Raw genomic sequence first — 19918 nt, 5'->3', positions numbered from 1 at the left:
TCTCAACGAGCGACTTGGCCATGTCTCGCCCGGCGCTTAGTCCTCGGGAACCTGTTGGCCAGCAAGACGAAGCCCGAGATCGCGATAATTGTCCCGCCGATGCCGAACAGCAAAAGCCACCAGCTGTTGATCCGGTCGCGCTGCGTCCAGTCCATGATGTGCAGCCCCCAGATGAAATCGAAGAACCGCCACGTGTCGCTTCGCGCGGAGAGGACCGCACCGCTCGATGCATCGACATAGACGCGCGTGTTAGCCACGTCATTATAGGTGATTTGCCATGCAGGAAACGGGCCCCTGAATTCGGTGCCAACGCTTTCGTCGACCAGGCGCGCCGCATGGATGGATGTTTGCGGACCGACCCAGGCGCGCCGCGCAATTGAACGTGCCGTGGCTGCGGGAATGGGAGATAATATCCGACCGCTTTGTGGCTCATGCAGGCTCACCGCGCCATCGGCTCGCCGCACCTCAGTAACAGTCTTGCCATCAAGAACCCGGGTCGTGATTGCGGTAATGTCATCGCTGTCGGACAGCCATCGCGGGATGGCGGCATCGTCGGGAAGCGTTTGCGCTGCACGCGAGATGACGTGCTCGGATCGTACTTCCTCCAGATCGAGAAAGGACATCAGAGCTCCGGTGGCCATCCACACAAGCACCTGGAGGCCGACGAAGATCGCCAGCCATTTGTGCAGCTTGCTGCCCAGGATATGCAGGCGCAGCTTGAACGAGCGTTTGGCCACCCGGTTGCCCCCTCGCACTCCGATCAGCGGTTGCGCGGCGCGCGCGATGAAGAATGGTATTGCACGATCTTCCAGCCATCGGCGTTATGGGCAAGTACGGATGTTGCCACGCCTTCGCGGTCGATCACCCGCCCATCCGTCAGTTCGATCCGGTAGGTATAGGTCTCGCGCCCGTAAGCGAGATGCCCCATGCGGGTGACCGCGACGGTCGGATCACCGAAGGTGAAACTTGTAATTGCATCCAGTTCGGGCCCGAGATGATGCTCCATATAATGCGTGAAGCTGCCTTCGTCCTTGCCGTTCTCGTAAACGAAAGATTCGTCTACAAAAAGGGCATCCATTGCGTCAGCGTCGCGGGCCATCAATGCCTCACGGTAGGCGACCAGAGCCACTTCTGCACCAGCGACATCGTCGTTCATGGCCGCCATGTGATCGGCATGGTTCATGCCTTGCGCCGAATGGTCCATCTCCATCGCGTCAGTTTGTTCCTGATGCGCCGAATGATCCATGGTCTGCGCCATTGCCGGTACTGCGGAAACTGCGAGGGCCGAAGCCATCAAACCTTGAATAATCATCGACTTTTTCATTAGTTATTCCATTTTTTTAGAACCAGAACCGGACACCGACGACATAGTTCGTCACGCTCGGGTCTTCGCCGGCCGCACGGGCATAGGCGGCACTATCGCCTATCCGCCATTCCTGAGAGACGCCGATATACGGCGCGAATTCGCGTGCGAATTCATAGCGCAGGCGAAGGCCTGCTTCGATTCGGTCGATCCCCGCGCCAACTCCCAGCTCCGGAATATCCTGAGCCGAAAGTGCAAGTTCCGCGCGCGGCTGAAGGATCAACCGCTGGGTGATGCGCTGGTCAAGTTCGCCCTCGATGCGGGCCGTCACATCGCCCTTGCTGGAAATAAACGCCGCAGCATCGACTTCGAACTTGTAAGGGGCAATACCCTGGATGCCGATCACCGCATGGGTGCGTTCAGGTCCGGTCAAGTCTTGTCGGACACCAGCCTGGAAGTCGAAAAAGGGTGCGATGGCGCGGCTCCACAGAGCCTGCACCTCGGCCCCTTCGATCGGTTCGCCGAAGCTGCCCTCGCCTTCCGATTTGAACCAGAACTTATTGATATCGCCGCCGTAATAACCCTGAACGTCCCAAAGATAGCCGTCCGCGCCTTCGCGCGCCCGGTATTCCACGCGGTCGCCCTGTATCCATAGCCGCATGCCGCCATCGGTTTCGCGGACCAGCTCCTGCCGGGCTTCGTTCATGGCTTCCTCGCCCCAAATTGCAATACCGGCGCGCGCGGGGCCGCTGCCAGCTTCGGGCGGAGGCGGGAGGAGCGGGATCATATCGTCGGCAGACCCTTGCATTGCGGAATGATCCATTCCCTGCATGGCTGGTGACGGCGCGGAAACCTGGCCCATCTGACTGTGGTCCATCTGGCTGTGGTCCATCTGGCTGTGGTCCATCTCGCTCTGGCTTGCCTGGCCTTGAGGCATATCGCCATGATTCATCTGGCTGTGATCCATTTCCATGGATTCCTGACCGGACTGCGCCATGGGCATCTCCATGCCCGAACTTTCTTCACCTTCGGCCATCGCCCCTTGGCTCATCTGCGAATGATCCATGGTTCCGTGATCCATCGCCGGTTGGTCGCTGGCGGTCGGCTCGCAGGCGCCGTCCGCAACGGCATGGCCCATGTCCCGATGGCGCTGCGCTTCCTGCGCACACCTGTCCGCAGCATCCTGGCCCGTGACCGGCTGAGCCCCGGGCTGGGGTTGACTGGTGTCATGCCCGGCATGCTGTGCCGAAGCCGGTGCCGACAGCATCGTTCCGGCAGCGAGCGAGGCAAGCAGGCTTGCTAGAAAAGTCTTCATGCTTCGCTCCCGTCCGGATTGGCGACCGTGACGATCTGAAACATCCCGGCGTGCATGTGGTAAAGAAGATGACAGTGAAAGGCCCAGTCACCCGGCTCGTCGGCAGTCAGGTCGAATTGGGCGCTGCCGCCTGGCTGCAGGATTACCGTGTGCTTCAAGGGCTGGCGATCCGCAGGGGCACCATTGACCAGTTCGAAGAAATGACCGTGGAGATGGATCGGATGCGCCATCATCGTGTCGTTGATGAGCTTGACCCGTACCCGCTCGTCATAGGCAAAGCGGATCGGTTCGTCGGAGACGGCGGAAAACTTCTTGCCGTCGAACGACCACATGTAGCGCTCCATATTGCCGGTCAGATGGATTTCCATCCGCCGGGACGGAGTTCTGCCTTCCTCGTGCGGCCTCAGCGCGCGAAGCTTGCGATAATCGAGCGTGCGATGGGGCACATCGGCAAGGCCAATGCCCGGATCGCCCATGCGATCGACCGGGTTCATCGATACCATGTCGAGGCCCGGGCCGACCTTCACGTCAGGCGGAAGGCGCGACGTATCGCGCATCTGCATGCCAGACATGCCTGCCATCCCCGCCATTGCGTCGCCGTTCGGCGCTCCGCTCGAACCATGATCCATGCCCGCCATGGCACCATCGGTTCCGTGATCCATCCCTGACATGTCACCACCAGTGCCTGCACCGTGGTCCATACCGCTCATGCCCATGTCGGCCATGGTGAGCAGCGGCGGATCGCGCAGCGGAGGTATAGCTGCGCGCGCGCCGGGCCTGCTCGCCAGCGTCGCGATGCCCATGCCAGAGCGGTCCATCGACTCCGCCACCAGCGTGTAGGCCGGTTCCTCGCGCGGGGTGACGACAACGTCGTAGGTTTCGGCGACACCGATCTGCAGCTCATCGACCTCGACCGGTTCGACATTCTGTCCATCAGCCTGAACCACTGTCATGGGTAGGCCGGGGATGCGTATATTGAAGAAAGTCATCGCGCCGGCATTGACAAAGCGAAGGCGCACCCGCTCACCCGGCCGGAACAGATACTCCAGATTGTCCAGCGGGCCATGGCCATTCAGAAGATAGGTATAGGCCGCGCTCGATACGTCGAGGATGTCAGTCGGCATCATGCGCATCTTCGCCCACATCCGGCGGTCTTCACCCGACAGCGGATAATCATCAGTCCAGGTGTTCTGGTTGTAGTTGAAGTAGCCTTCGCCCTTCTTGAGCTTGTCGAAGATCGCGTGCGGCGACATGTCGCTGAATTCGCTCAGCACCACGATATATTCGCGGTCGGCCTGCACCGGATCGGGACCTGCGGGATCGACCACGATCGCGCCATAGTGGCCCGCCTGTTCCTGAAGGCCGCTGTGCGAATGCCACCAGTAAGTTCCCGATTGCCGCACGGGAAATTCGGCGGTGAAGGTCTCACCCGGCTTGACGCCGGGGAAGCTCACTCCCGGAACGCCATCGAGCTCAAATGGTACGAGAAGCCCGTGCCAGTGAATGGACGTATCTTCCTCAAGCTGGTTATGCACGTTTAGCCGGACCGTCGTTCCTTCCTGCAGGCGCAGGAGAGGTCCTGGAATACTGCCATTGACAGCGATCGCGCCGCCGCGCCTGTTGCCGCTTGCGAAGGCGGACCGGGCTACGGTGAGGTCGATATTCGGCCCCGCCACCTCGTCCAGTCCCTTACGGGCATTTCCCGCCAGGAGGTCACCGCCGCGCGCCCAGGCCGGCATTGCTCCGGCAAGGCCAAGCAGGCCCATCCCGCCTGCTCCCGTACCAAGGAATTTGCGTCGATTTACGGAAATCATTGAATGCGGCTCCTGATGTGACATACACCCACCCTTACGCGCCTGTCAGCTGTACCCCTCAAAGTTTTTGACCCGTTCTCTCAGCCGGTTGCGCGCACGATATATGCGCGTCTCGATCGCCTTCTCGGTCGTGCCGAGCAACGCGGCGGCTTCGGCCTGGCTTCGGCCTTCGACACTTACGAGCACAAGCGCTTCGCGCAGGCGTATGGGCAACCGCCCGATCTCCGCCTCGACGAGCCTGAGTTGCTCACGGCTCGCTGCAAGGTTTTCGGGATCGGGCGTGTCGTCGGCCACCGCCTGTACCTCGTCGGAACTCGGAAAACCGAAGAAACCGACGACCTTCCTTCGGCGAAGTCGGTCGCGACACCGGTTCAGGACAATTGTTGTAAGATAAGGGCCGACGGGCTTGGAGGCATCGAGACGATGCCGGGTGAGCCAGACCGATGCGAGGCTATCCTGGACCACGTCCTGAGCGGAGGAGGAAGACCCCAGCATGCGCGTCGCCAGCGCAATCAGCCGCGCGATGTGGGCTTCGACAAGAGACGAAAACGCCTGCCTGCTGCCGGCCACGACCTGCGCGACAAGTATTTGTTCTGAATTGCCCCCCTTTTTTACCGGCATGCGGGGTCAGCTGCGCGGGCTGTCGGTGAGAGCTTTGGACACTTGCTGGTCAAATCGTCTTTGCTGATCGGGGTCGAGAATTTCACGCATGTCGAAGACATGGCGGACCGTTGCTTTTTGGAGATCGCCCATGCGTGCATGAACCTCGTCGATGGCCGCCCCCACCCTGGGTCCGTATTCGTGTTCGGCTTCCATCGCCTGCGCGAGTTGGGCGTTGGCAGCGCGCGCAGAGGCCTCGAGCCTGGCCCGTTCCACAGCGAAGCGCGCTTCGAGTGTCTCAAGGCGTTGCTTCTGCTCGTTTGTTAGTGTGAGTTCATCATGCACGAACGCATGTAGGCCCGTATCAGCATCGTGATTGGCCCAGCGATCTGCGGCGAGCGCACCGAGACAACCGGCGAGCGCCGCGAGCAGCACCGCGAGGGCAATATGCAATTTCTTCAATGTCTAGCGCTCCACATGCAGCAGCTCGGAGGGCGAGAGCCGCTCTCCGACAATGATGCTATCTGCTATGCCAGGTTGGGAACCAGCAAATTGTGCAGGCCACCCGCTGGTGCCTGCACCGGCTCCCAGGCCGACGACGAACAGGCCCGCGAACAAGGCCATCCTGCGGCGTCGTTCAACGATTTCGCCAAGCTGGCCTGCCCGTTGCCACACGCCGGTCATGAAATCGTCCGGAACTTTGAAGGAGTCCTGTGTGCCCAGCGTCCCAAGCATCGCATCGAGTGTCTGATTGTTACGCATCCATTGCTCCTGTCGGTTGCCCGCTTCCTATACGCGATAGAATACCCGAACCCTTAAGTTTCTTTTTTGAGGGCTGCGGCCCGGCTGTGCGTATCAGAACGTGCAACGAACAATAGCGAAGGTTGTTTGAACAGATCGGAAATTATGTGGTGAAAAATGCACGCCTCACAAAAGTGGGACGGGAGTTCACTCCTCTGCTTGGCCACAGCTGGCTCACACCGCTCTACGATCGTGCGATTGGCGTTTTCACGCGCGAGGCGAAATGGCGCCGGGAGATCGTCAAACAGGCTCGAGTAAAACCTGGCGACAAGGTCATGGATGTAGGTTGCGGCACGGGGACGTTGTTGCGAGCCTTCATGACCAGCTGCCCCCAAGCAGATTTATTAGGCGTAGAACCCGATCCGGCAGCGCTTGCGATCGCACGGCGCAAGCTTGGTCCTGCTGCGGGCCTCGTTCGATGGCACAACGGATTTCTCGACAGTCTCGACCTTTCGGGTGATCGGCGACCCGATACGATCGTCAGCTCGCTTGTTTTGCACCAGGTTCCCGTGTCGCAGAAGCGCGCGATCCTCGAGCAAATGGAGGCCTTGCTAGCTCCTGGCGGCATGGTGCTGATCGCTGATTACATGCGCCAGGACCATCCGCTCATGCGCGCAATGTTCCGCGCGACCGTTCAGCTTCTCGACGGTTTACCAGACACCCAGCCGAGCGCTGACGGAGCAGTCGAGAAATTGCTAGGCGAAATTTTCGCAAGCGCAGAGCTGCTCGCTCAGATCCATACCGCAACCGGAACCATTTCGCTCTGGCGCGGCTCCAAGAAAGGCATGTAACATGATCAAAGACAATCCATCGAAGCCGCTGCGGCGTTCGCTGACGGCATCGGTTCTTCTCACGCTTGCGGCCTGCTCGAATGCCGCACAGGCCGCCACCTACACGATGTTCAGGGACCCGGGATGTGGTTGCTGCCTGAGCTGGGCAGGACATGTCGAGGGCGGCATGGAAGCAGAAGTGGCTTCGGTCGATACTGACGATATGAGTGCGCTCAAGGCAGCCAAGGGCGTACCGCAGGATATGTGGTCGTGCCACACAATGGAAGTCGAGGGCTACATCATCGAAGGTCATGTGCCCGCCGAAGCGATCGCGCGGCTCCTGCGCGAAAGGCCCGAGGGCGTGACCGGCCTCGCCGTTCCCGGAATGCCGCTAGGCTCCCCCGGCATGGAAATGGGCGATCGAGTGCAGCCCTATGAGGTCATCGCTTTTGGTCCGGACGGCCACAAAGTCTTTGCATCCTATCCGTGACCGCCACCCGATCTGTATAATCGCAATGCAATAGGAGATCACTCATGCAAGACCGCTCGCTCAAATCGTCGATCCTCGCCTGGGGCTGGACACTCAGCCTGTTTCTGCTCCTCAGCTACTTGATCTGCATAGCTTTCGGCCTGCTCGCGCCCGAACGGTTCCATATGCATGAGGCCTGGGAACCGCTGCTTCCCGGATTCGAATGGCTGACACTCCCTGGATTTCTCGCAGGCGCAATCGGCAGCTTCTTATATGGGTGGTACATCGCCGTGATCGTGGTGCCTTTGTACCGGTACTTCAGATAACGCTTGAGGAAATCAAACTGGCTTGAAACGGCGCTCTCTCGATCGGATCGAGCACTCGATTTCGCGCGGATGTCTGATGCGTCAAAAGCAGGCCGGCGGCACCAGCCAGTAAAGACGCCCCCAACAGGAGAGGAACAATTTCGCGACATCGATCCAGCGACGATATACAGGGTCTGCTCCTGCACACTGCCATAGGCGCAGTCATGGGTTTCGCGATCCTTCATCCGGCGACGACACTTGTCTACTGGTACGAATTCGGCGCTTCGAACACTGCTGCCCAAAGCAACGCGCTCGCTTTTCTGCTTGACCGCCTGTCTTCGGCATTCGCGTTCGAAATGCTAACGATGAGCGCTGTGTATGTGGCGTTGGGCGCTGCGATTGGGCTCGGATTTGGTATTTATCACAGCCGCCTTTTGGATGAACGCTCGAAAGTTCGTTTCCTCGAACGCGAGCTCGAAGAAGAACTACCCTTGCTCATTGCCCGGGGCGAAGGAGAGCATGTCGAGTTCAAGTCGTCTATGCGTTGGGACAGACGCGAAGAGCGCGTAAACCGGCGCCTGCAGCAGGTTGTCGTGAAGACGATAGCGGGTTTTCTCAACCATGAAGGTGGCACGCTTTTGATCGGCGTGGAAGATGACGGGACTGTTGCGGGAATTGAAGCGGATATGCGAACGCTCAAGCACGCGAACCAGGATGGATTCGAACGACTTTTGATGGACACTGCAAGAGACGCCCTGGGCGGGGATGCTTGTGCCCTGGTCCATAGTCGTTTTCATGGGCTTGGCGGGCTGACCGTTTGCAGGGTGATCGTCGAGAAAAGCGTGCATCCGGTCTACTACACCGAAGGGGGTGTCGCTCATCTCATGCTGCGCACCGGAAACAGTACCCGGGAGCTGGATGTTCGCGAAGCTCAGGCGCACCTTCAACGAAGAGAAGCCGGGCCGATGTGACTATAACCCGGTCGCACGCAGGTGCCTGGAGTTTCACAGAATCTTTTTTGAGGGGTGAAGCCCTGCCGAACGTACGGTTCGGCAATGATGTTTCTCGGACGGGAGGACATCCATAGGGGGATGTATTGCAAGACCATGGTCACCATCGAACGGGCAATACCGCCGGATCCATAACGCTGCTGGGCGGTATCGCGATGGGAACCGGCGTCATGATCGGCGCAGGAATATTCGCGCTTACGGGACAGATCGCCGAGCTTGCCGGCCCGCTTTTTCCACTTTCGTTCATCGCCGGTGCCCTCGTTACATCGCTTGCGGCCTATAGTTACATCAAGATGTCGAACCGCTGGCCATCCTCGGGCGGTATCGCGATGATCCTGCAAAAAGCCTATGGTCCAGGCGTAGTGGCAGCCTCGGCATCGCTCTTGATGGCGCTCTCGATGGTCATCAATGAAAGCCTGGTTGCGCGTACTTTCGCCACCTATGCGCTTCGCCCGTTCGGTCTGGAAAGCACCGGCTGGCTCGTTTCCGCCGCCGCGCTCGCCCTTATCGTCTTTGCCTACCTCGTCAATGCCGCAGGAAACAAGTCGGTAAGCGGTTTCTCGGTAGTCATGTCGGCGATCAAGATCGGCGGTATCGCGCTGTTCGCTGTAGCCGCGATCTGGGCCAGCGGCATCAGTGGCGGCTCATTTACGCAGCCTGCCGCACTTACGAATTTCGAGGCGTTGCTCGCCTCCGTCGCCTTCTCGATCCTTGCCTTCAAGGGATTCACCACGATCACCAATAGCGGCGGTGAGATCGTGGATCCGCACAGGAATGTCGGACGTACGATTATCATCTCGATCGCCGTATGCATCGTGGTCTATCTGCTTGTCGCTGTGGCTGTCGGGTCAAGCCTCACGATCCCACAGATCGCCGAAGCACGCGACTACTCGCTCGCGGCGGCGGCGCGTCCGGCACTGGGGGAGCTGGGCTTCTATTTCACTGTTGCGATTGCAATTGCCGCGACCACGTCGGGCGTGATTGCAAGCGTTTTTGCCGTCTCACGGATGCTCACCATGCTGACCGAGATGAAGATGATCCCGCACAGTCATTTTGGCATGAGCGGCGGGATCCGCAGCCACATGCTGGTCTACACCGTGGTTATCGCAGGCACGCTTGCGGTTCTATTCGACCTGTCCCGGATCGCTTCGCTGGGGGCGTTTTTCTACCTGATTATGGACATGCTCGTTCACTGGGGCGTGTTTCGCCGTCTGCGCGGTGAAGTCGGCGCACGTGCATCGATCCTGCTCGCGGCACTCGCGGCCGATGCGGTCGTGCTGGTCGCATTTACCTGGGTGAAACTAAAGAGCGATCCGGCGGTCGTTGCCTACGCAGTGCTGGGGATTGCAGCCGTCTTTCTGGCCGAGTGGATCTACCTAGCGAAAAACGCAAACACGCCTCGCGATAGCAGCAAAAGCTCCGGGAAAGACACATGAGCACAATGGGCCTCTGGATCAGCATCAAGGTGTTCACATCATAGCCGCCTTACTCCTTGGTATCGTGTTGTTTTTGGTCGCCATTTACGCGCACCTTTCGATCCTGGGTGTCGGTCATTCTCTTGCGAGCGAGCGTCAGGATCTCTTGGCAAAGCTCACCATATCCCTCCTGGTGCTGTTTTCGCACCTGCTCGTCGCTGTCCTGTTTGCAGTAGGCTTCTGGTTGGGCGCCGAATGGGGTCTGGGGAGTTTCGACGAAACCTCCAGCATGAACTGGATGGACTATTTCTATTTCTCGCTGATCAATCTGACGACACTCGGACTGGGCGACATTTATCCAACTGATCACCTGCGGGTGATCGCAGGGATCGAAGCCCTGACCGGGTTCGCGCTTATCAGCTGCTCGGCGCAGCTTTTCTGGAAAATGATGAAGGAAGGAGAAGGTAAATGAGCCAAGATTCACATTCGGACAAGGGAGGGGGCGGCAATTACTGGCGCTTCATGGCGATGGTCTCGACCTCGACCGTCATCATGTTTTTCTTGATGTACACCAACAGCTTCGATGCCGACGACCTGTTCTGGAGCGAAACGCGTTTCTGGATGATGTTCGTCATGGGCGGCGCGATGATGATCGTGATGCTCCTTTTCATGTGGGGCATGTACAAGGACCGGACTAAGAACTTCATCATTCTGGGTGTCGGCGCGATCACCATGGCCCTGGCGCTGTGGCTGGTCCGCAGCCAGACGACGGTCGATGATACCGAATACATGGCCGCAATGATCCCGCACCACTCGATCGCCATCATGACCAGCGAGCGCGCCAGTCTGAAGGATCCCCGGGTGCGCGAACTCGCGCAGGCAATCATCGTCGCGCAGCGCCGTGAGATCGCTGAAATGAAATATCTGATCGATGATATCGAGGAGAACGGCCCAAGGACCGAAGAACGCCTGCCAGAGGAGATGCAACAATGAACAAGTTCGCATACATGACAGTGCTCGCGCTGCCGCTCGCCGCCTGCAATTCGAACACCGCACCTGGAAACGACCGTGAAGCGCAGCTGGACCCGCCTGCAACCGCGGCCCCGATCGAGAGCGCGGCCAGCGCTCTTGCCAATCTGAGTCCCGGCCTGATGCTTCCCGAGACGATGACCGATGCTGACCTTTCTGCGCTCGGCGCGGAAAATTCGTGCCAGTTCCGGCTGACCGAAGTGGCGTTCCCATCTTTCGTTTACGATGGCAACGGACGGGGCGCAATCAAGATTAACGGAAAGCTCATTCCGGTCACCGCGAGCGGTCCCGACAGCTATGCAAGCGGGGAGCTGCGTATCCAGATCCGCGTGCTAGACGACGAGGGCACTGCCGGACTGCAGATGCAGGAGCTGATCGTCGCGGCCCCAAGAGCCAAAGACGAGCTCGGATTCTGGGGCTACACGACCTGCAGCGGCGATCCCGCCTGACAAACGGATAGGCGGACACCGGTCACGTCCGGTGTCCGCTGTCCGGCAAGGACGTGCAGAAACTCATTCTAGTGCTGCACGGATTGGATCAATCAACTTCAAACCGCGGACATGAGCTCATGAGCATTTCGTCACCCATCGCCGTCTTCGGAGCCGGCGGCAAAGCCGGAACCGAAGTCTTGCACCGCGCCCGGCAGGGCGGGCTCGCAGTCCGCGCCTTCGAGCACAATCTACCCGAGCCAGGTGATCGCGTAGAAGGGGTGGAATACGTCCAGTGCGATGTGCTCAAGGATTCCTTCGCCGACCAGCTTCGGGGTTGCGGCGCAGTGATATCCGCGCTGGGGATCGGGTTCAGTCCCTCAACCGCCATAGATCCGCCACCTCTTTACACCGATGGCACGCGCCATCTTTTGGAGGCCATGCGAGAGACCGACATCACACGGATTGTCGTGATCTCGGCTGCCTTTGTAGTACACCAGCCGAGCATACCAGCATGGTTTGAACTCACCGCGCGCTCCGCCCTGTTCAACATACTCGAACAGATGCGAGCCATGGAAGACATGCTCGAGCAGGAAGTCGGCCTCGATTGGACCGCCGCGCGCCCCGGCTGGCTGCTTGATGAACCCTATACGGGTGAAGCAATCATAACGGACGAGCGCTTGGCGGAAGGTTGTTTCCGGTGCCGCCACGGCGACCTTGCTGAAAGCCTCATCGAATTCATAGCCGAGGGAACCTGGGTGAAGGCGAAGCCCGCAATCGGCCGGCCCGAAGCGGAGCGGTTTGAGGAGATGAGTGCCCTCAAAGTAGAACTCAAGTTGGATTGAACACCCCACCAGTAACCAGAGCGCAATCGGCCTGAGGGTCCCGGCTGCTGGCCATGCAACTTGCAGTAGCATCCAAAAGTGACAAGGAGACAAACGCAGCCACCGCTTTTCCAAAGACTATTAATGCTCGCAAAAAGAAATTTGCCGGCAAGAGGGAAAATATAATGGCCAGGAAGGTAGCAATTTTTGGCGCTGGTGTTGGCGGCCTGACAGCAGCTCACGAGTTTGTCCGGCGCGGATACGAGGTGTCGGTGTACGAACGCAACGACACCGCCGGTGGTTTTTTTCGCAGTACCCGCCGTGAAACCGACAACTTGCCGACCGAATATTCGTGGCATGGCTTTGGTCCTTGGTACCACAACACTTTCGATATTCTTCGCCAGATACCCTTCGATGACGAGGCATCACTGTACGACCGCATACTATCGCGCCCGATGGAATATGCCGTTGTCCCGAACCGCGTTGAAGGTGATAAGGAGACCGCCGACTTCTTTGAAAAGCCCACGGCCTTTCGCATGACGGCGTCCGACAAGATCTCACTCGCCTGGGGGATAATCAAGGCCTGGTCGGTCAATCACCGGTCGAAGCGTAACTATTCTCACGCCAACGCCGCAGCTTACTGGCAACCGCGGATGACGCCCACTGGACACAGAACGTGGAAAGCGCTGTTTGGTCCATGGATTGGGGCAGACTGGCCATATGCATCGCTGCATCACGTGGGTTTGTTTTTTGGCCGAAACATCAGGTCCGGCCCTCCGCATAAGCATCCCGCTGATGACGACGGCCCTGCCTGGGAACACCGATCGATGGGAGGATGGTCGCTCCTCAAGGGGCCAAGCAATGAAGTGTGGTTCGACAGGTGGGTCGAGCATCTTGAAGATCGAGGCGTGGTGTTTCATTGGCAGTCGCCCCTCGAAACGTTGCACTTCGATGGAGCCCAAATAGCTGGCGCAAGCCTATCTTCGGGTGATGAATTGCGTGCGGATATCTATGTCTTGGCCAGCACTCCGTTCGCGTCTTCTGAAATCGTAGAGCGAACGCCTGTTTTGTTGGTTGACCCCCAGTTGGCGAAACTGAGGCCGCTAATCCAGGACGGCCCGCACACTCAGGTTTCCTTTCGTATCGCCTTCGCTGAACGCATGGCTTGGCCGCGCGAACGGACCGCGATCGCGCTGACTGATTCTCCCTTCAACATCACGCTCTTCGCAAATGAGCAATCTTGGCCTTCCCACATCGATCTAGGCGAGGAGGTGCAATCGCTCTGGACGTGCACCGCCTGTGTCGCGACCGTTCCGGGCATTGTCCACGGCAAGCCGCTTCGCAACTGTACCAAAAGCGAATTCATGGACGAAGTTCTCGCCCAGATACGCGCATCGGAAGCGCTGGACGGAATGATCCGAAGGGCGAATGGCGGTCGCGGCCTTGAGGAGTTTGCAATCCTTAAGGCCGAAGTCTGGGACGAATGGGAATTCGACCCTTCCGGCATCACGCCAGAGCAGCCCAAATGGGTGACCACCACGAACACCCGGGACCATCGGCCCTGTCAGGCGACATCGCTACCAAACCTTGTCTTGGCGGGTGCCCATACGGAAACCGAGGCAGATATCTGGAGCATTGAGGGAGCGGTTGAAAGTGGTCGCCGTGCTGCGAAAATCTTCGAGCCTGAAGTAGTAGTTAAGCTGCAGCACAAGCCTCTCGCGCTCAAGTTCACATCATGGATCGACGATGCATTTTTTGCCCTGCGGCTGCCACATGTGCTGTCGGTGATCGGAGCACTCGTCGGCGCTGTCCTCGTGATCGGTTTGTATGAGCTGATTGTGCGGAGTTGATTGCAAGTGGAACCCGGTTGCGCGGCATAGGTTCGAAAGATATAACTAGAACGCTCAGAGGAGAGCTACCATGGATCGCGCCAAGATTGACAATGACCTTTCAGTACTGAATTTTCCGCCTGAAGCGCACGACATGCAAAATCTTGCAGAGGCTGGCTTCAAGGCGGTCGTCAATCTGAGACAGGCAGGCGAGCAAGGGGAAAAGCTTAGCCCGCAGGCCGAAGCGGAAGAAGCGCGCGAAGCCGGCCTCGAATATCTTCACTATCCCGTCTCGCCGCCCGATCTGACGGCGGCAAAGGCGAAGGGTCTTGCAGTTCGGCTCGAACAGCTTCCCGGTCCCGTGGCCATTCATTGTGCAAGTGGCCGCCGGGCCAGCTTGATGGGGCTTGCATCGTGGGCGCATCAGAACAATTGCGATGCATCCGCCGCTACGGATCGCGGGCGGGAATCGGGCTTGGACATCAGCGAAGCCGAGCTGTCGCCAATGCTCGTAGAAAGCGAGGCCCAAGGGTGATTTTCAGACAGCTTATCGAGCGGGAGTCCTCTACCTATACCTATCTGATCGGATGCGAGAACACGGGTGAGGCGGTTCTGCTCGACCCCGTCATCGAGACGTGCGACAGGGATCTGAAAGCCGTCGCGGCATTGGGTCTCAACCTGTCCTTCACGCTCGACACGCATATCCACGCTGACCACATCACGGGTGCATGCCGACTGCGCAGTCTGACAGGGTGCAAGGTCGCTTACCCTGCCGATGACAATATCTCATGTGCGGATGTGGAAGTGAGCGAAGAGGCGCCCCTAGCGGTAGGCGACCTGACCATCCGCGCGCTGTTTACACCCGGCCACACTGACAAGCATCACTGCTATCTGATAGAGCAGGGCGGGCATAGGCAGATCTTCTCAGGTGACGCGCTGCTGATCGATGGCTGCGGCCGCACCGATTTCCAGAACGGCGATTCCGAAACCCTTTACAGGTCTGTCCGCGAAAAGCTGTTCGCCCTCCCGGAAGACACGCTGGTCTATCCAGCTCATGATTATTCTGGTCGCCGCGTTTCGACGATCATGCAGGAACGCACACGCAATCCCCGCTTGAATGACGATGTTTCGCTTGCCGAATTCCAGCAAATCATGGCCGATCTTGACCTGCCCTATCCCAAGAAGATCGACGTGGCCGTGCCTGCCAATCTGAAATGCGGAGATTGCGTCGAAGAAGCGGTTGAGCAATTGCATGAGCTCGGCGGGAAGTCGCCGCAGGGATAGGTTGGCCTGCCATAGATCGCACGAAAGCCTGCGCCGGTTATTGCGCGCTATCCGCGCGCACCCATCATTTGATCGAACTGGGAGACGATCACCAGAACCATGTCTGGATGGCAAATCGAACTGCTATGCTTCGGGATCGATGAGTTTTTCCAAATCCGTCGAAATCAAGATCGCCTTGGATCCGCTCGATAACGGAAACGCTTCCCCTCAAACCTTGCCAGGCAGCATCAGCCTGCATGACATGGCAGGCCGAAAAGCGTCTGGAACCATCGTTGCGCAATGGCCCATCGAATCTCTACGCTGGCTTCAGCTATCGCATCAAACGGAGCATACATGCGAGTGGCGTTCTCTCAGAGCATGAGACTACATAAATGCTTTCATAAGAGTTGGCTCGAACAAGCCCCAAGCGGCAGCGATGAAGGTCAACGCAGTTGCAACTAGGAGCATAATTATCTGAGGGTTCAAGAACCATTTATGTGCGGCTTGGGAATCGCAATGACATTTGCGCCGATATTTCCGTAGAAAAATGAGCCAACTAGCCGCCACCGCAATCATCGAAAGGGCGGTCATTGGCCAGTGAAGCGAGCCCAGAGGCGTCAAAATACTGCTCAAGCTCGCACTTAATCCGGCAGCGGCCAGCACCAACGGTAGAATGCAGCAAGAGCAAGCTGCCAAAACAGCAGCCGAACTGCTTATGACACTCACAAAGGCGGTCTTGCCTTCATTCAAAGGAAATGTCTCGACAGCATTAATCTGTTTAGCCATGGAACGACTAGTCGCCACGGGCGGCCCTTAACCACATGTGATCTTTAAATAGATCTGCCATAGTACTCTTTCGACCAGAGGCTTTCCAAGCAAGGGTTCTTCGTATTTCGCGAATGTGGCATAGCCTTCAACCAATTGAAGGTCGAGGTCAATTGCGTCCCAACTTTCTGGCAGCTCCTGAAGCCCGCATTACGCAGCCCTGGTGTCCTAGGTTGCTGGACACCGCAGTCCTTTGGCCAGCATAGCTGCGCCCAACACCCATTGTACCAGAAAGACGGAACCCCGCGCCCAGGGTTGGGTCAAGCGCGGGGTTCCTGAACGGCCCCGGGACACCTGCGACCCGCAGGGCTCGGGGGGAGACGGGGCCGCCATTCTATTAACGAGGAGCAATCCGGCCGGGAACGGATTTGGTTGTTCGCTGCACCTGAGCGTTCACGTTTTTTGCAAATCCATAATTCGAACGGATAGATCCACTCGTAGATGTGGCGACGCACGCAAAACTTAGCATGAGCATGCTGCATTCTCGCCAACACTCAATCGCCGGTCACCTGCTCGCTCAATCAGTCGAGCGGTTCTGGGATCACGCGCAAATACGGTTTCTTTTCGTCCCAGCCAGCAGGGTATTTTGCTTTCGCATCCTCGTCCGACAAGGAAGGCGGGATGATCACGTCATCACCTTTTTGCCAATTGACCGGCGTCGCGACGCCCTTGCGTTCGGTGAGCTGAACCGAATCCAGCAGCCGGAGCACTTCATCGAAATTCCGCCCGCTGCTCATCGGATAAAGCAGCATGGCACGAATTTTCTTGTCTGGGTCGATGATATAGACAGCGCGGACGGTGGCATTGTCGGCTGCGGTTCGCCCCTCCGCATTGCCCGTTTCGTCGGCCGGCAGCATGTTATAAAGCTTGGCGACCTGAAGGTCGCTGTCGCCGACCACGGGATAGTCGACCTTATTTCCGCTCACCTCCTCGATATCGGGAAGCCAATCGCGATTATCCTGGCTGCTGTCGACCGACAGGCCGATAATCTTAGTGCCGCGTTTGGCAAATTCCTCGCCGAGCCCGGCCATGTAACCAAGCTCGGTCGTGCAAACCGGTGTAAATGCCTTGGGATGGGAAAAGAGGATTGCCCAGCTGTCACCCATCCAATGATGGAAGTGAATGCTGCCTTGTGTGGTCTGAGCTGTGAAGTCGGGGGCTGTCGAGCCAATTGAAAGGGTCATGTAGATACTCCTATTTATCTTGTGGGAACTCAGGGCTCATTACTAGCGATGCTCTGAGAAGAATGCGGGTCCGACCTCGTCTTCATCCTGTTCCTCAAAGATGGGCACCAGATCCGCTTTGCTCGGGTCAACCGGTCATACGACAAACCGATCCCAGCCAGCATAATGCTCACCGCTACGCTTGCCTTGAGGCAGGCTCAGTCCGATCAAGAGCAGGCCGGCCACAACCGACGCCACCGTTCCGGCAGACGACGCCCCCGCAAGGAGGAATGGCGCCGCGACAAGCCAGGCACCGAATGCAGCATTGATGAAGCGGAGGGCGCGCGCGACTTCCGCAGTCGCGATGATTGCCACCGTAATCACCAAAGCACCCACCACGTGATCGCTGTTAGCCATCGCGCCCTCGCTGCCAAGCGTGATCCTTGTCAGCATCAGCCAGGCTCCCAGAGCCGTGCTGGCCATCAGGGTCCAGGGGAAGGTCACGCCGCGCACCGTGTTGTTCCAGATCGAGCGCGCATCGGTCATATAGTCGGTATCGTCGATTTCGCCGTGTGACACTGCGCCGCCCTTGAAGAAGGTTCGGATAAGCGGTTTGCCTTCCTTTTTCGACCAGTAGAGATACTGTCCCATGGCGATGACCTCATCGAGCGAGAACGGGATCATGATGAGCATCGCAAGGGCAGCGATCAGAGCCGGCGTACTCCACGTTCCGATCATGATCGGCTGAATGATCACGAAGTAGATACTGACCACGCCCAGCGGAATGACCAGAATGCCGAAAAAGGTGACCATCCACGGCATCGTGCGCCAGCGCGCGCGGGTTCCCATGACCGCCATCAGGATTTCGAGCACATAGCTGACCGCGCCAAGCCCGGCATCCGGGATCGGCCAGGCCTTGGATACATCCGAAGTGATGATTTCCTCGGTCCCGTTCTTGGGATCGGCGAGCGATCCGGAAAAAAACGGTTCCCACGCCACATCGATATGGCCAAGCTGGTAGGAGGTGAGCATGCGCGATATCAACAGGCCGATAATGCCCATCGCAACAATCGGGAATCGCTGGGCATCTGTCGAGGGACTGTAGGTCCACCCGGGCGGGATGGACTTCTTGTCCATCATCCCTTCCATGCTCATGCCGGGCATCATTGGCACCAGCACCGAAAATGCGATCGCCAGTGTACCGACAAGCAGATTGGTCAGATATTGGGCCGCGCTCGGACTCCAGAAGAACAAGGGCGCGAAAAGCAGCCAGATGCCGATGAAGGCTGTCGCCCACTGTCCGAACCAGGCGGTGCGCTTCGAAAGCGACATCGCGCCGAAGATCATCAATACGATCCCGCTCAGCATATCGCTTAGGGCAAGAGCGTTGGCCCGCCATTCGATCGATGGCAAACCCCGCTCCAGAGTGACCGCTACGACCGACGCACGGGCAGTATCGGCGGATACGACGTCATAGACACCCGGACTTGCAGCGAGCCACAGGCCGAGCCCGATGACAGCAAACTGCGTCCAGCGGGTACCACGCTGGGGGCCGTCCATGTCGTGCATGTCGCCGTCCATCTGGTGCCCATCATGAGCCATATCGGTGTCATGCGATTGGGGCCGCGCCGGTTCGGTCTTCCCTGCATCCGAACTCTTTGGATGCCAAGCCACGCGGGACGTGTTCAGCTTATTCGTTTCGTACCAGTCCTGCGGGTCGGCTTTCAACGCGTCGATGATGGTCGGAAGCGTGTCGCGGAGCGAATGTTCTGGCTCCCACCCCAACAGGTTCCGGGCACGGGAGATATCAAGGATGTAGTGAGCATTGGCATCATCGACCATCCATTGCTTGATGAATCCGTCATGGCCAAGGACTTCTTCCTCGATCCACGTGCCCAGTTTCGCCACGCTCTTTGGAATGCGCACTGTCGTCCATTCCTCGCCGTGGATCCGGCAATGGACGATGTCCTGAATCTCGGCGTAGCCCAGCGTTTCGGGCTCGCCGACAAGTATCGGCGTCTCGCCCTCGAGGTCAGCGCGACGCGCGATAGTCTGCTCGACCGCCTTGGTCAGATCTTCAAGATGCAGTGCCGACTGCGCAGCGCACAACATGCCCGGATACAGATGCGCCGACACGCGGTGCTCATACACGCCGGCAATCTGCTCGGCGAGAAAGGCGGAATGCCCCTCGTCGTCGTAGACCCCGGCAAACCGCAGGAATACAACCGGAATGTCGCCACGGTTCTCGCGCAGTACCTGTTCCGCATCGGCTTTCGACTGGGGGTAAGGCCAGGTTGGTCCGAGCGGGCTCGATTCGTCGATACGTACGCCCGGCAGCGGTTTGGGCTCGTGTACAAGCATTGAGCTTGCATAGATGAACTGTTCGATGTCGAAGGCCTGCAGCGCCGTGATCAGTCGGCGTGAACCCTCAACGTTGACCTTCTCGTAGAGAGGATTGGGCTCGCCGGTGATATCGAAATAGGCGGCCAGATGGATACAGGCAGCAAGCTCGTTTCCGAAATCGCCCCTGACCTTTTCGAGGGCAGCAGCCACGGACGCGTCATCGCCGAGATCCATGGAATAGGAGGCTGTGAGATCGGGATTGTCCTCGACGGGAGACCGGTCGAGACCAATGACGCGATATGCGCTGCCAAGGCGCTGCGTCAGCGCGCGGCCAATATATCCGTTCGCGCCAGTAATCAGAACGATACGCCTGTCCATGGGAGTGCCCTCGATTTAATAGCCGGAAGATGTT

21 protein-coding genes are annotated in these 19918 nt (G+C 58.5%); 12 read left to right on the top strand and 9 right to left on the bottom strand.

Features of this window, described 5'->3' with window-relative positions; translation table 11 throughout:
- Positions 1-2: 2 nt before the first annotated feature.
- From ABJ205_RS02500 to ABJ205_RS02470, 7 genes are read right to left on the bottom strand one after another with little or no spacing between them, the layout of a single operon-like run.
- Positions 3-737, bottom strand: coding sequence for a PepSY domain-containing protein (locus tag ABJ205_RS02500; protein ID WP_348035585.1), 735 nt, complete (start codon positions 735-737; stop codon positions 3-5).
- A 23-nt stretch (positions 738-760) separates the two neighbouring features.
- A complete protein-coding gene (locus ABJ205_RS02495) occupies positions 761-1324 on the bottom strand; it encodes a nuclear transport factor 2 family protein (protein ID WP_233996517.1) in 564 nt (187 codons plus the stop codon).
- 16 nt (positions 1325-1340) lie between these two features.
- Positions 1341-2618, bottom strand: a complete 1278-nt coding sequence (locus ABJ205_RS02490) for a copper resistance protein B (RefSeq protein ID WP_050600408.1) — start codon at positions 2616-2618, stop codon at positions 1341-1343.
- Positions 2615-4432 (bottom strand): copper resistance system multicopper oxidase, encoded by a 1818-nt coding sequence (locus ABJ205_RS02485; protein WP_063505472.1) that lies wholly within the window; start codon positions 4430-4432, stop codon positions 2615-2617. The genes ABJ205_RS02490 and ABJ205_RS02485 overlap by 4 nt, the downstream gene beginning before the upstream one ends.
- A 45-nt stretch (positions 4433-4477) precedes the next feature.
- Positions 4478-5053 carry an RNA polymerase sigma factor gene (locus ABJ205_RS02480; protein WP_050600410.1) on the bottom strand — a complete coding sequence of 192 codons (576 nt, stop codon included), beginning with the start codon at positions 5051-5053 and terminating at the stop codon, positions 4478-4480.
- 6 nt (positions 5054-5059) lie between these two features.
- A complete protein-coding gene (locus ABJ205_RS02475) occupies positions 5060-5494 on the bottom strand; it encodes a periplasmic heavy metal sensor (RefSeq protein WP_050600411.1) in 435 nt (144 codons plus the stop codon).
- A 3-nt stretch (positions 5495-5497) separates the two neighbouring features.
- Complete coding sequence (locus tag ABJ205_RS02470) at positions 5498-5794, bottom strand: hypothetical protein (protein WP_050600412.1); 297 nt, start codon at positions 5792-5794, stop codon at positions 5498-5500.
- Between the two features lie 149 nt (positions 5795-5943).
- Here ABJ205_RS02470 and ABJ205_RS02465 point away from each other — a divergent pair, with 149 nt between their 5' ends.
- The 12 genes from ABJ205_RS02465 to ABJ205_RS02410 all read left to right on the top strand — a co-directional run bounded on the left by ABJ205_RS02465 (position 5944) and on the right by ABJ205_RS02410 (position 15196).
- Complete coding sequence (locus ABJ205_RS02465) at positions 5944-6624, top strand: methyltransferase (protein WP_348313439.1); 681 nt, start codon at positions 5944-5946, stop codon at positions 6622-6624.
- Position 6625: 1 nt separating this feature from the next.
- Positions 6626-7093 carry a DUF411 domain-containing protein gene (locus tag ABJ205_RS02460; RefSeq protein WP_348035580.1) on the top strand — a complete coding sequence of 156 codons (468 nt, stop codon included), beginning with the start codon at positions 6626-6628 and terminating at the stop codon, positions 7091-7093.
- A 44-nt stretch (positions 7094-7137) separates the two neighbouring features.
- Positions 7138-7398 carry a DUF5676 family membrane protein gene (locus ABJ205_RS02455; protein WP_253520328.1) on the top strand — a complete coding sequence of 87 codons (261 nt, stop codon included), beginning with the start codon at positions 7138-7140 and terminating at the stop codon, positions 7396-7398.
- A gap of 203 nt (positions 7399-7601) precedes the next feature.
- Positions 7602-8348, top strand: a complete 747-nt coding sequence (locus ABJ205_RS02450; protein ID WP_253520330.1) for an ATP-binding protein — start codon at positions 7602-7604, stop codon at positions 8346-8348.
- A gap of 170 nt (positions 8349-8518) precedes the next feature.
- Entirely contained in the window at positions 8519-9823 is a 1305-nt protein-coding gene (locus ABJ205_RS02445) for an APC family permease (protein ID WP_348035637.1), read from the top strand.
- Positions 9824-9887: 64 nt separating this feature from the next.
- On the top strand, positions 9888-10274 hold the full coding sequence (locus ABJ205_RS02440; RefSeq protein WP_253520332.1) for a potassium channel family protein: 387 nt from the start codon (positions 9888-9890) through the stop codon (positions 10272-10274).
- Positions 10271-10795: a DUF305 domain-containing protein gene (locus ABJ205_RS02435; RefSeq protein ID WP_253520334.1), complete on the top strand. Its 525-nt coding sequence runs from the start codon at positions 10271-10273 to the stop codon at positions 10793-10795. Before ABJ205_RS02440 ends, ABJ205_RS02435 begins: the two co-directional genes overlap by 4 nt.
- Entirely contained in the window at positions 10792-11280 is a 489-nt protein-coding gene (locus ABJ205_RS02430) for a DUF6692 family protein (protein WP_253520336.1), read from the top strand. Before ABJ205_RS02435 ends, ABJ205_RS02430 begins: the two co-directional genes overlap by 4 nt.
- Positions 11281-11399: 119 nt before the next feature.
- Positions 11400-12104, top strand: a complete 705-nt coding sequence (locus ABJ205_RS02425) for an NAD(P)H-binding protein (protein WP_348110955.1) — start codon at positions 11400-11402, stop codon at positions 12102-12104.
- A 164-nt stretch (positions 12105-12268) separates the two neighbouring features.
- Positions 12269-13933 carry an FAD-dependent oxidoreductase gene (locus tag ABJ205_RS02420; RefSeq protein ID WP_348035574.1) on the top strand — a complete coding sequence of 555 codons (1665 nt, stop codon included), beginning with the start codon at positions 12269-12271 and terminating at the stop codon, positions 13931-13933.
- Positions 13934-14003: 70 nt separating this feature from the next.
- Complete coding sequence (locus ABJ205_RS02415; protein ID WP_348035572.1) at positions 14004-14447, top strand: sulfur transferase domain-containing protein; 444 nt, start codon at positions 14004-14006, stop codon at positions 14445-14447.
- On the top strand, positions 14444-15196 hold the full coding sequence (locus ABJ205_RS02410; RefSeq protein ID WP_348035570.1) for an MBL fold metallo-hydrolase: 753 nt from the start codon (positions 14444-14446) through the stop codon (positions 15194-15196). Before ABJ205_RS02415 ends, ABJ205_RS02410 begins: the two co-directional genes overlap by 4 nt.
- 1325 nt (positions 15197-16521) lie before the next feature.
- Here ABJ205_RS02410 and ABJ205_RS02405 read toward each other — a convergent pair.
- Positions 16522-17184 carry a peroxiredoxin gene (locus ABJ205_RS02405; RefSeq protein ID WP_185884339.1) on the bottom strand — a complete coding sequence of 221 codons (663 nt, stop codon included), beginning with the start codon at positions 17182-17184 and terminating at the stop codon, positions 16522-16524.
- A 135-nt stretch (positions 17185-17319) separates the two neighbouring features.
- Positions 17320-19884 carry an NAD-dependent epimerase/dehydratase family protein gene (locus ABJ205_RS02400; RefSeq protein WP_253520348.1) on the bottom strand — a complete coding sequence of 855 codons (2565 nt, stop codon included), beginning with the start codon at positions 19882-19884 and terminating at the stop codon, positions 17320-17322.
- Positions 19885-19918: the final 34 nt, after the last annotated feature.

This window comes from Erythrobacter sp. (assembly GCF_039988855.1).
In the GTDB taxonomy this organism is placed as follows: Bacteria; Pseudomonadota; Alphaproteobacteria; order Sphingomonadales; family Sphingomonadaceae; genus Erythrobacter.
The sequence above is the reverse complement of the archived record's forward strand: the minus strand, read 5'-3'. Positions and strand labels throughout refer to the sequence as shown.

Coding starts and splice junctions, on each gene's coding strand:
- ABJ205_RS02495 (WP_233996517.1), bottom strand. CDS start 1,324: ATGAAAAAGTCGATGATTATTCAAGGTTTGATGGCTTCGGCCCTCGCA.
- ABJ205_RS02490 (WP_050600408.1), bottom strand. CDS start 2,618: ATGAAGACTTTTCTAGCAAGCCTGCTTGCCTCGCTCGCTGCCGGAACG.
- ABJ205_RS02485 (WP_063505472.1), bottom strand. CDS start 4,432: ATGATTTCCGTAAATCGACGCAAATTCCTTGGTACGGGAGCAGGCGGG.
- ABJ205_RS02480 (WP_050600410.1), bottom strand. CDS start 5,053: ATGCCGGTAAAAAAGGGGGGCAATTCAGAACAAATACTTGTCGCGCAG.
- ABJ205_RS02470 (WP_050600412.1), bottom strand. CDS start 5,794: ATGCGTAACAATCAGACACTCGATGCGATGCTTGGGACGCTGGGCACA.
- ABJ205_RS02460 (WP_348035580.1), top strand. CDS start 6,626: ATGATCAAAGACAATCCATCGAAGCCGCTGCGGCGTTCGCTGACGGCA.
- ABJ205_RS02455 (WP_253520328.1), top strand. CDS start 7,138: ATGCAAGACCGCTCGCTCAAATCGTCGATCCTCGCCTGGGGCTGGACA.
- ABJ205_RS02450 (WP_253520330.1), top strand. CDS start 7,602: ATGGGTTTCGCGATCCTTCATCCGGCGACGACACTTGTCTACTGGTAC.
- ABJ205_RS02435 (WP_253520334.1), top strand. CDS start 10,271: ATGAGCCAAGATTCACATTCGGACAAGGGAGGGGGCGGCAATTACTGG.
- ABJ205_RS02430 (WP_253520336.1), top strand. CDS start 10,792: ATGAACAAGTTCGCATACATGACAGTGCTCGCGCTGCCGCTCGCCGCC.
- ABJ205_RS02425 (WP_348110955.1), top strand. CDS start 11,400: ATGAGCATTTCGTCACCCATCGCCGTCTTCGGAGCCGGCGGCAAAGCC.
- ABJ205_RS02420 (WP_348035574.1), top strand. CDS start 12,269: ATGGCCAGGAAGGTAGCAATTTTTGGCGCTGGTGTTGGCGGCCTGACA.
- ABJ205_RS02415 (WP_348035572.1), top strand. CDS start 14,004: ATGGATCGCGCCAAGATTGACAATGACCTTTCAGTACTGAATTTTCCG.
- ABJ205_RS02405 (WP_185884339.1), bottom strand. CDS start 17,184: ATGACCCTTTCAATTGGCTCGACAGCCCCCGACTTCACAGCTCAGACC.
- ABJ205_RS02400 (WP_253520348.1), bottom strand. CDS start 19,884: ATGGACAGGCGTATCGTTCTGATTACTGGCGCGAACGGATATATTGGC.